Raw genomic sequence first — 10,938 nt, 5'->3', positions numbered from 1 at the left:
GGCCGAACGGGATGGTCGGCGTGCCCGCGCTCAGACCCGAAACTTTTTCGCGCTCATTCCCGAAAAACCACCGCGCTCAAACCCGCAATACGGAGGCTATCAAACACACATCTACGCGCAGCGTCGTGTGGGCCTGAACGGCCGGGTGTTCAACCTCTATAAATTCCGCTCCATGTATCAGAACGCCGAGGCGCGTGGGGCTCAGTGGGCAAAAGACGAGGATCCTCGTGTGACGCCCTTTGGGAAGTTTCTCCGCAACAAGCGACTGGACGAGATTCCCCAGTTCTGGAACGTGGTGCGCGGCGACATGTCCCTCATCGGCCCACGACCGGAGCGTCCGGCGTTCCACGAGGTCTTTTGCCAGCGCATCCACGGTTGGGAGCAGCGCGTGATGGTGAAGCCCGGCATTACGGGGCTCGCACAGGTGGAGGGCGGCTACGACCTGCTGCCCAAGGAGAAGGCGCGGATTGACATTGCGTATATCGAGAGCCGATGCCTCAAGCTTGATTTGGGGATTGTCTTCCGCACAATCCGAACGATGATCAGTGGGGAGGGCGCGAGGTGAGGATAGCGGTAGTAACTGCAGCAACGAATACAATTCCACGTTTCCGAATCGACATGATTGATGAGTTCATCCGGCGAGGCGCAGAGGTCGTCGTATTTGGAGATGAGCCCGAGAACTCTTGGGGCGCCTTTTTCACCGATCACGGAGTTTCATACTTCTCGTATCGCGTATCTCGCAACGGAATCAATCCTGCTTCTGATCTTGGCACGCTTAAGGAGCTGCGTTCTCTTTTTATGAAGTTAAAGCCAGATAAAGTATTTACCTATCAAGCGAAGCCTAACATTTACGGTGCCATTGCCGCTCATCAGGCTGGCATCGGCGATGTATATGCCATGATGGGCGGGCTCGGGTCAGTGTTTCGCGCAACGGATTTCAAATCACGTATTATTGGCGTTATTGCTGGAATGGAATATCGAGCGGCGCTAAGGTGCTCAAAAGCGGTTTTCTTTCAGAACAAAGAGGATGCGGAGCTATTCCTTTCTCACGGTCTTGTCGCCCAAGATAAGGTGGTTATGACGCGTGGATCCGGTGTCAACCTTAATCAGTACCCAGTGCGTCCACTCCCTGAAATTAATTCATTTTTATTCGTTGGGCGTCTGGTAAAAGGGAAGGGCGTTTTCGATTATCTGGAAGCGGCTCGAATGGTGAAAAAAAGGTATCCACACGCTGAGTTTCATCTTGTTGGGCCTTACGACACTAATCCGACTGCTCTTAAGCCAGAAGAACTCCGCCCTTATATCATGGATAAGACCGTTGCTTATCATGGAGAGCAGCGAAACGTTCAGCCGTTCCTAGAAGCATCAAGTTGCTTTGTCCTACCGTCGTACTACGGCGAGGGAACCCCAAAATCTGCCCTTGAGGCTATGGCAACAGGGAGGCCTCTGATTGTCGCTGACGCCGTCGGTTGTCGTGAGGTTGTTCGTAATGGAGAGAACGGTTTCCTTGTGCCTCCGAAGAGCCCGGCGGCTATTGCTGAGGCTATGAAGAGGCTTATCGAGGACAGGGAGCTTCGATATCGTATGGCCGAGAAAAGCCGCTTGTTAGCTGAAGGACTGTTTGATGTAACGAAGGTAAATAATACAATCTGTGAAACGATGGGTATATAGATAATGGAATTAAAGAGGTTAATTTCGGCATCGCTACGAACCCTCGCGACAAATGTAAGGTTGGGTTTCGGCAAGGTTGTTCATGGGGCGAGGTTGCGGTACAGCCCGTTTACCTGTCTTGCAAATAGCGATTCTATTACGCTGTCGTCGTGCGCACGCGTCGACTTTGGAAAATCGCTGCGCACGCGCGGGGGCTGTGCCTTCAATGTGCAAGGAAGTGGCCAACTGACCTTTGGAAACGGGGTCTTCCTTAATCATGGTTGTCAGATAAATTGCCGTAGTCAGATTTCAATTGGTGATGGCTGCGAATTCGGGCCAAACGTCCTTGTCTTCGACCATGATCATTCGTATCGGGGGGGAGTGCTCAAAGATGGAGGCTTCCAGCTCGGGTCAATTGAAATCGGCAGGAATTGCTGGGTTGGAGCGGGCTCTATCATCTTGCGGGGCACCACGATTGGCGAAGGAAGCGTTATCGCTGCCGGAAGTGTCCTCAAAGGCACATACCCTCCCGGCTCACTGGTAGTTCAGAAGCGGGCGACTGAGATTCTCTCGGTATGAGGGAAGGAAACCATTGAACGACGTTCAAACCATGCTATATGTGGGCGGTTTTGTTTTGCCCGACGGCAATGCCGCTGCACAACGAGTTGTCGCGAATGCGAAGCTATTCTCCAACATCGGCTATAATATTGTTTTTCTTAACTATTCAGATGATATATTGACACCTCGCAAAACGAATTATTTTGGGTTCGAATGCTTTGAATGCCCTAAAGCTGAATGGGATATCGCTTCCCGTATGGACACCGACCGGATTGAGGAGATTCTCGAAGCACGCCGGGATATCCGCTTTGTAGTCGCCTACAACTATCCCGCCCTATCTCTTGCCAGGTTAATTAAGATTTGCCGGCAAAAAAACGTCTTATGTATTGGGGATGTCACCGAATGGTACCGTGCTAGAGATGTTGCATTCCCGAAGTCGTTGCTAAAATACATCGACACAACCATCCGGATGAGGATTCTTCAGCCGCGCATGGATGGACTAATTGTTATTAGTAGTTATCTAGAGAACTATTACAGCACGCGTGTGCCCACGGTACTTTTACCACCGTTGGTTGATATTTCTGAGAATAAGTGGGCATCAATAGAAACTCCTTTGCACGATGGTTTATGGCTTGTATACGCGGGAAAACCAAGCAAAACCAAAGAGAGGCTCGATTTAGTAGCAAAAGCTGTGGTTAACCTGCCGAATACGGTGAGTATTCGACTTGATGTTGTCGGTATAACAGCAGAAGAATTCTTACGGATTTACGGATATGCGATTGATGATGATCGCGTCGTATTCCATGGACGTGTTTCCCATGATGAGGCGCTTGGCTATGTGAAACGAGCGGATTACTCGATAATAGTCCGCGATGACAACAGAGTTACCCGCGCGGGGTTTCCCACCAAATTTGTAGAAAGCATATCTTGCGGAACTCCTGTTATATGCAATGACAATAGCGATCTTAAAGCATGGGTCAAGAGAACTAGATGCGGCTACGTGACTACAGAAAATACGCTTTTAGGTGATATCAAGAATCTAGATCAAAATAATACAACTAATTTTCGACATGACCATTTCGATTTTCATCGATTCTCTTCTCGTGCAAGATCGTTCTTCGAGCAAATAGACAAAAGAAAGGGGTAGACATGGCACACAATGTGTTTGCCGGCAAGACCCTCATGATTACCGGTGGCACGGGAAGCTTTGGCAACACGGTGCTCAAGCACTTCCTGGAGTCCGACATTAGCGAAATTCGTATTTTCTCGCGTGACGAGAAGAAGCAGGACGATATGCGCCACTCCCTGCAGGCTCGTCATCCCAAGCACGCGCACAAGGTTCGCTTCTTCATCGGCGATGTGCGTGACGCCCAGAGTGTGCGCGATGCCATGCACGGTGTTGACTATATCTTTCATGCAGCGGCGCTCAAGCAGGTGCCGTCCTGCGAGTTCTTCCCCATGGAGGCCGTGCGCACTAACGTGATTGGTACGGATAACGTGCTTCACGCCGCAATCGCCGAGGGCGTAGACCGCGTCGTGTGCCTATCTACCGACAAGGCGGCCTACCCGATCAACGCCATGGGCAAGTCCAAGGCCATGATGGAGTCGATCATCTATGCCAACGCTCGCAATGGCGCTGGCCGAACTACCATCTGCTGCACGCGCTACGGCAACGTGATGTGCTCGCGCGGCAGCGTGATTCCACTCTTCATCGACCAGATTCGCGCCGGTCGGCCCGTCACCATCACCGACCCCTCAATGACGCGTTTCCTCATGAACCTCGACGAGGCCGTTGATCTGGTGGAGTTTGCATTCCTGCATGCCAACCCGGGCGATCTGTTCATCCAGAAGGCCCCGGCCTCCACGATCGGCGACCTCGCCGAAGCCGTTCAGGAGCTCTTTGGCAAGACGGGCACCAAGGTAATCGGCACCCGCCATGGCGAGAAGCTCTACGAGACCCTTATGACGCGAGAGGAGCGCTTGCGCGCTGAGGATATGGGTGAGTACTATCGCGTTCATTCCGACTCACGAGACCTCAACTACGATGACTTCGTTGTCGACGGTGAGGTCAAGACGCAAGCAGATGAGCCCTACACTTCCCACAACACACGACGTCTCAACGTTGCCGAAACGGTCGAGAAGATTAAGACGGCTGAGTACGTGCAGCTTGCGCTTGAGGGTCGTGAGAACGAGGCGGTTCAGTAGTGAAGATTCTCGTTACCGGCGCCAAGGGGTTTGTAGGTAGGAACCTCTGTGAGTCGCTCAAGAACATTCGCGACGGCAAGGACCGCAGGGAGCGCTATCAGAGCCTTCTGCCGCTTACCGTGTATGAGTACGACATCGACGGGACGCGTGAAGAGCTTTCGCTGTACTGTGCGGAGGCGGACTTCGTCTTCAATCTCGCCGGCGTGAACCGTCCAGAGAACCCCGAGGACTTCATGAAGGGAAACTACGGGTTTGCTTCGGAGCTACTGGGGTTGCTTGAGCACCATGGCAACAAGTGCCCCGTTATGCTCTCTTCGAGCGCGCAGGCATCCCTTGAGGGGCGTTATGCAGGTTCTATTTACGGTGAATCCAAATTGGCGGGGGAGAACCTGTTCCGCGAGTATTCTGAGCGTACCGGTGCGCCGGTCTATATCTATAGGTTTCCTAACCTATACGGTAAGTGGTGCCGACCCAACTACAACTCCGCCGTCGCGACCTTTTGCGACGCGATTGCCAACGAGCGTGAGTTCCATGTGAATGACCCCTCTGTTGAGCTCGAGCTGCTGTATATCGATGATCTTGTTTCGTGCATGCTCGAGCTTCTGCTGGGCAATGTGGAGCAAGACGGTAATGGCATCTGTGTTTCTGGGCCTACGGATAAAGCGACGCTCGGCAAGATTGTTGAGCTGCTGGAGAGCTTCCGAGACGCGCGCGAAAACATCTCAGTGCCAGACCAGGCTAACGGCAGCTTTTCTAAGAAACTGTACGCGACGTTTTTGAGTTACTACGATGCTGGATCGCTGGCGTACCCCCTGCATGTAAACCGTGACAAGCGTGGCTCGTTCACCGAGTTCCTGCGCACCCCGGACCGCGGGCAGGTCTCGATTAACGTGTCCAAGCCCGGCGTTACCAAGGGCAACCACTGGCACCACACCAAGTGGGAGAAATTCCTGGTTGTTTCTGGCGAGGCGCTGATTCGCCTGCGCAAAGTTGGCGTCGATGCGGAGGGTAAGCCTTATCCTGTCGACGAATACCACGTAAGCGGGGATAACCCAACCGTGGTTGAGATGGCAGCCGGTATGACACATAGCATCACGAACGTTTCGAGGACGAATGATCTAGTCACCGTGATGTGGGCTAACGAGGCGTTTAATCCTAATTGTCCCGATACGTACTTTGAGGATGTGGAGCCTTGCTAAGAATCGTCGAGTTAATTAGGAAAATACTGCGTAAGCTGTACGGTTGTATATTGAGGCGAGTTAACACCGCTCGATATATCTCCCGCCATCTTCAGATTAATTGTAAAAATCCCAGGAAAATCCACCTATACGGAAAAATCGATTTTGGCTCCGAGCCATGGGTTCTCACTTTTGGTGAAAATATTTATATCACGGATGGAGTTAAATTTATCACCCATGATGGTGGCACCCTTCTGTTCAGAGATGTTGAGCCGACTTTAGAGATAACAAAGCCGATTACGTTGGGGTCCAAGGTCTACATTGGTAACAATGCAATCATTCTACCCGGTGTAACAATAGGAGATTATGTCGTTGTAGGTGCGGGGGCAATCGTGACCAAAGACGTCCCATCCCATTCAGTAATCGCGGGTGTTCCAGCGAAAGTTATTGAGTCAACTGGAGAGTATTTGAAAAAGATAGAAAAGGAGTCGCTGCATCTCGGTCACCTAGTCGGAGCTGAGAAGGAGAAGGCTCTAAAGGAATATTTTAAGAAAAAGTCGTAGGAGCAGCTTGGGGAAGCCAATGCATTTTGAGAAATTACTCGTTGTAGGACCTTTAAAGAGTGATAGTGGTTCTTTTGGCGGCATACAAACTGTAATGAATGCCTACGAAAGGAGCGTTTCGCGTTTTATAGAAAACGGGATTCAGCCCTTTTTTCAGGAGTCGCTAATTTCTATAACAGGTAAGAGGTTGGAGGCCAATAATCCAGTTGGTCTGATGCGTTCACTTGGATCATCGAGATATATTGGTTCGAAAGCCGCACGGATTGGTGCTGACGGTCTTCTAGTAAATACTTCGAGAGGGCTTTCCCTTCTACGCGAACTAAGGGTGATTGGTCAGGTTCAAAAGAAGACATCTGCTCGGAGCTATTTATATCTTCATCATGCAAATGAACTGGATAAGTATCTCACGGGAATCGGGTATGTTGATAGAGAGATTTTAGACAGGATGAAAAAGGTAAACCACATCCTGGTACTTTCCAAAAAGACAAGGAATATATTTCTTCATTCAGGAATAGCGACTCCAGAACGCTGCAGTGTGTTATATCCATTCCATACGATTTCTCATGCCCAGCATCACGCAGTTGATCGAAGCAATAAAAAACCAAGAATAATTTACATGGGCCATCTATACAAGCAGAAAGGTATTATTGACTTGGTCGAAGCGTTCTCCTCCCTTCCAAATAATTTTCAATTAGATATTTGCGGCGATGGGGATGCGGATGTTAGAAAGTATGTGGTCCAAAAGGCAGGCGAGTCTCAAGGGCGGATTATTTTTCACGGAATTGTGCGAGGAAATAAGAAGATAGAACTATATCAAGGCGCCTTGCTGTTCTGTCTTCCGTCCTATGCAGAGGGACTGCCGATCTCAATGCTTGAGGCTATGAGTTGTGGGTGCGTGCCAGTAGTGTCTAACGTTGGGGCTATTGATGAAGTAATCAATCGAACGAATGGTGTTTTGGTCACGCCAGGAGATCGCCAAGATATTGTTCGCGGATTGCTAGACGCATATAAGAATTGGGAAACGATGAGCAGAGGCTGCGTTCAATCTTCAAAGCATTTTACCGTTGAGAATCATATTAAGAAGGTATGTGAGATAATTAACAGCGATAAGAATTAAGAAAACAGATGATCCTAGAACAAATTCAAAAAAGGTTTGATAGAATAAGTGGATACTTTAAGTCAGTAGACTTATTCAGCGTCTGCATGGCTATATATATTGCCTGCTATCCCTTTGAGTACATCAAGCTTCCTGGTGGCGTGCCCATTACCAGGATCATGTTTCTTTTGGTCGGTTTTAGCGGCTTGCTCTGTTTGAAGCGCATTAAGATTAATAGAAATGCTGAGCTGGCTCTGCCGCTATTGTTGGTCGTTTTGCTGGCCTGGAATGTCCCGCATTCGCAGCAGTCGCTATCGGTTGCCGTCGACAGCTTCATAAAGTATGTCGGCAACATTGCCCTGGTAATCCTCTCTGTTATGTTGGTCGATAATTCTAGGCAAATAAAGCTGCTTGCAGGCTCTTATGTAGCCAGCAGCATGGTGATGTTGGTTTTTTATTATTTCAATAGCGGTAGCTATGCAACTCAGATGGAGAGCACAAGGCTAGTAGCAGCCGTTGGTGAAAACACAACAGATCCCAATACGTTTTGCCTTTACTTTATCCCGGGTTTGTCCTATTCCTTTTGCAAATTTCTTAACGCGCGTGGAGCTCAATGGTGTGCGCTATCAATCGCGTTTTTGCTAGTACCGTTATATTCTGGTTCAAGGGGTGCGTTAATTGCATATGCAGCAACTATTATCACAATTGTATTGTTTGCTCTTATCATCGACAAAAACCAAGTCAGAACCATATTTCTAGCTCTGCTAGTGTTTATTATTATTCTAGCTGTGCTGGGAATAGCGTTGAGGCTACTGCCTGAGAAGACTGCCGAGCGGTTTTCACTTGAGTATATTCTTGCACACGGCGATTCAGGGCGCAGCTTCATAAGGGAGAATCTTTGGGAGAATTACCAAAGCTTTTCGCTACTGGATCAGTTGTTTGGCAAGGGATTACGGTCGACGCTCCTGTATAGTGGCGTGGGCTTACAGGCGCACAATTTTTGGCTTGAGACATTAATCGATTTGGGCATAGCGGGGTTAGTTATCTTGCTGTCCCTGCACTGGATTGCACTCAATGCCTTTGTGAAAAGTAAAAGTATCTGGCTAATTGGCTGTCTTGCCGGCATTTTTGTAATGGAACTGAGCCTGTCTTTGAACACGTCAAAGACATTTTGGATACTAATTACATTGGCTCTGCTAATAAGCTTGACTATAAAAAAAAGAGTTGAAAAAAATGCTTAACACCAAGAAACTGAGGTTGGATAGTCTCGCTGCGTTAGGTGCCCAGGGCCTGGCCCTTCTGTGCAGTATGATAATGACCCTGATTATTCCAAAGATTCTTGGGGTTGAATCTTTTGGGTATTGGCAACTATTCATTTTCTACTCAAGCTATGTTTCCTATTTTCAAATTGGTTTGGTAGACGGTGTGTACTTACGTAACGGTGGGAAGTATAGAGACGAGATAGACGGCGCCTTCATCAATGCGCAGTTTAGATTCTTTCTAGCGTATCAAGTTGCTTTTTCATTAATAATAATAGTTATTACACTTTGTACCGTTTCCGACGCAAATCGCTCGTATGTGCTTATGGCCGAATCAGCGTATCTTGTTATTTCAAACGCCTGCTATTTCTGGGGCTATTTTCTGCAGGCAATCAATGAAACGAGAAAGTTTTCATACTCACTGGCGTTTGACCGTCTTGCTTTTCTGGCGCCACTACTTCTTTGTGCAGCAATGAAGATTGACGACTTTAGAGTATACGTTGCTCTTTTTCTTTGTGCGCGATTCATCTCATTAATCTATGTTTTATATAACGTAAAAGAGCTGTTGAGTACAGTTCCGAAAAAGATGAGTTCCGTTTTAAAGGGGAGCCTATTGGAAATGAAGAATGGGCTCATCTTGAGTACGGCCAATATTTGCTCAATGCTCATTCTCGGATGTGCGAGATTTGTTATTGACTGGAGATGGGGAATTGAAGAATTTGGGCAATTGTCCCTATCGCTTTCAATGGTGAATTTTGCCATTACATTCATCACGCAGATTAGCATGGTACTTTTTCCCGCTGTTAGACAACTTGAAAAAAAAGATGCTAAGTTCTTTTTTTTCAAGGTCAGGCTGCTGTCACTGGGGTTACTTCCAGTAGGTTATTTACTGTATTATCCGCTGAGAGCTTTTGTAGTTGCATGGCTCCCACAGTATTCATCTGCGGCACAATACTTGCTCTTTTTGATTCCAATTTGTGTTCTAGAGGCTCAAACTAATTTAGTTTATATTACTTACTACAAAGTATTTAACAGGCAACTTGAATTGCTCCTCATTAATCTCCTTGCATTGGCTATCGGTGCCGCCGGCTCATTTGTGGGAGCTTTTGTATTCGAAAACATTGAGCTGACAGTCGCATTGTCGCTAGTGGGGATAATGGCAAGATATATAGTTAGTGATTTCGTCGTTGCAAAGGATTTAAAATTAGGGAACCGCGCTTCGCTTGCTGCGTCAATCTCGCTGGCAGTACTATTCATTATCATAGGATCTTCCTTTTCTACGCTCTTGTCATGCGCGATAACAGTTGTGGTTTTAGTGATTTATTACGCAATCTATATGAGCCAAGCCGACGTTCGTTCCTTTCTTGAAAGTGGTGGTAACCAATGAGGGAAGTTGTTGCAATAACCGGTGCCTGTGGATTTATCGGGTCGTTTCTTGTGAAAAAGCTTCTTGAAGAAACGGGTTGCCAAATTACGGGTATCGATAACGTAAACGCTTATTACGACCCAGAAATTAAGAGAAATCGACTCCGCATGCTCCGCGAAGTAGATGTGGACGGGCGCTTCACCTTTGTTCGCGGCGACCTTACCGACGCTGCGCTCGTCGAGCGCCTTTTCGCTGATAATGGCTTTGACGTTGTGGTGAACCTTGCCGCTCAGGCAGGCGTACGCTACTCGATTGACAATCCTAAGGCCTATATCGACTCTAATCTTATCGGTTTCTACAATATTCTCGAGGCGTGCCGCCATCATCCCGTGAAGCATCTCGTCTTTGCTTCATCTTCCTCAGTCTACGGTGGAAACGAAAAGGTACCTTTCTCCGAGATGGATCAGGTTGATCATCCCGTGTCGCTATACGCTGCCACCAAGAAGGCCAATGAGCTCATGGCTCATGCGTATTCTAAACTTTACAACATTCCCTGTACGGGGCTACGCTTCTTCACGGTTTACGGTCCTATGGGTCGCCCCGATATGGCGTATTTCAAGTTTGCCAATACGCTTCGCATGGGGGGGACTATCCAGATTTACAACATGGGCGACTGTCGGCGCGACTTCACTTATGTGGACGACATCGTCGAGGGCGTTATGCGCGTTATGGACCGTGCTCCTGAGGACTGTGGAACCGGCGCGCGATACAAGGTCTACAACATCGGCAACTCTGAGCCGGTACAGCTGCTTGAATTCGTCGATACGCTTCAACATGTGCTCGTGGAGGAAGGTGTTCTTCCGGAGGACTATGACTTCGACGTTCATAAGGAGCTCGTTCCCATGCAGCCGGGCGATGTAGTGGAAACGTATGCCGACTGCTCGGAGCTTCAGCGCGATTTTGGCTATCAGCCTGCAACCAAGCTTGAGGATGGTCTTCGCGCATTTGCAAAGTGGTATCGGGAGTACTACGGACTTTAGGGTTCTAACCAGTTTATGACGGG

The 10,938-nt window shown here is 48.5% G+C and carries 10 protein-coding genes; all 10 read left to right on the top strand.

Translation table 11 applies throughout. The features are described 5' to 3' along the window. Positions 1–565, top strand: a 565-nt coding sequence (locus B5F84_RS05420; protein ID WP_143786056.1) for a sugar transferase, incomplete at its 5' end; no start/stop codon positions are given. Positions 566–618: 53 nt separating this feature from the next. Further along, complete coding sequence (locus B5F84_RS05415; RefSeq protein WP_239378262.1) at positions 619–1,671, top strand: glycosyltransferase family 4 protein; 1,053 nt, start codon at positions 619–621, stop codon at positions 1,669–1,671. A 571-nt stretch (positions 1,672–2,242) separates the two neighbouring features. Continuing rightward, entirely contained in the window at positions 2,243–3,355 is a 1,113-nt protein-coding gene (locus B5F84_RS05405; protein WP_087321633.1) for a glycosyltransferase, read from the top strand. A gap of 2 nt (positions 3,356–3,357) precedes the next feature. Then, complete coding sequence (locus B5F84_RS05400; protein ID WP_087321631.1) at positions 3,358–4,413, top strand: polysaccharide biosynthesis protein; 1,056 nt, start codon at positions 3,358–3,360, stop codon at positions 4,411–4,413. Continuing rightward, positions 4,413–5,612: an NAD-dependent epimerase/dehydratase family protein gene (locus tag B5F84_RS05395; protein WP_087321629.1), complete on the top strand. Its 1,200-nt coding sequence runs from the start codon at positions 4,413–4,415 to the stop codon at positions 5,610–5,612. Before B5F84_RS05400 ends, B5F84_RS05395 begins: the two co-directional genes overlap by 1 nt. Continuing rightward, entirely contained in the window at positions 5,606–6,154 is a 549-nt protein-coding gene (locus tag B5F84_RS05390) for an acyltransferase (protein WP_204205512.1), read from the top strand. Before B5F84_RS05395 ends, B5F84_RS05390 begins: the two co-directional genes overlap by 7 nt. 19 nt (positions 6,155–6,173) lie before the next feature. Then, positions 6,174–7,271, top strand: a complete 1,098-nt coding sequence (locus B5F84_RS05385) for a glycosyltransferase family 4 protein (RefSeq protein ID WP_087321627.1) — start codon at positions 6,174–6,176, stop codon at positions 7,269–7,271. 8 nt (positions 7,272–7,279) lie between these two features. Next, entirely contained in the window at positions 7,280–8,491 is a 1,212-nt protein-coding gene (locus tag B5F84_RS05380) for an O-antigen ligase family protein (RefSeq protein WP_087321625.1), read from the top strand. Further along, the gene (locus B5F84_RS09450; protein WP_143786055.1) at positions 8,484–9,896 is read left to right on the top strand and encodes a hypothetical protein; all 1,413 of its coding nucleotides are present in this window, start codon (positions 8,484–8,486) and stop codon (positions 9,894–9,896) included. Before B5F84_RS05380 ends, B5F84_RS09450 begins: the two co-directional genes overlap by 8 nt. After that, the gene (locus tag B5F84_RS05375) at positions 9,893–10,915 is read left to right on the top strand and encodes a GDP-mannose 4,6-dehydratase (RefSeq protein ID WP_087321623.1); all 1,023 of its coding nucleotides are present in this window, start codon (positions 9,893–9,895) and stop codon (positions 10,913–10,915) included. The genes B5F84_RS09450 and B5F84_RS05375 overlap by 4 nt, the downstream gene beginning before the upstream one ends. Positions 10,916–10,938 lie beyond the last annotated feature (23 nt).

Source organism: Olsenella sp. An290 (assembly GCF_002159535.1).
Classification (GTDB): Bacteria; Actinomycetota; Coriobacteriia; order Coriobacteriales; family Atopobiaceae; genus Thermophilibacter.
The sequence above is the reverse complement of the archived record's forward strand: the minus strand, read 5'-3'. Positions and strand labels throughout refer to the sequence as shown.

Coding starts and splice junctions, on each gene's coding strand:
- B5F84_RS05415 (WP_239378262.1), top strand. CDS start 619: ATGATTGATGAGTTCATCCGGCGAGGCGCAGAGGTCGTCGTATTTGGA.
- B5F84_RS05400 (WP_087321631.1), top strand. CDS start 3,358: ATGGCACACAATGTGTTTGCCGGCAAGACCCTCATGATTACCGGTGGC.
- B5F84_RS05385 (WP_087321627.1), top strand. CDS start 6,174: ATGCATTTTGAGAAATTACTCGTTGTAGGACCTTTAAAGAGTGATAGT.
- B5F84_RS05380 (WP_087321625.1), top strand. CDS start 7,280: ATGATCCTAGAACAAATTCAAAAAAGGTTTGATAGAATAAGTGGATAC.
- B5F84_RS09450 (WP_143786055.1), top strand. CDS start 8,484: ATGCTTAACACCAAGAAACTGAGGTTGGATAGTCTCGCTGCGTTAGGT.
- B5F84_RS05375 (WP_087321623.1), top strand. CDS start 9,893: ATGAGGGAAGTTGTTGCAATAACCGGTGCCTGTGGATTTATCGGGTCG.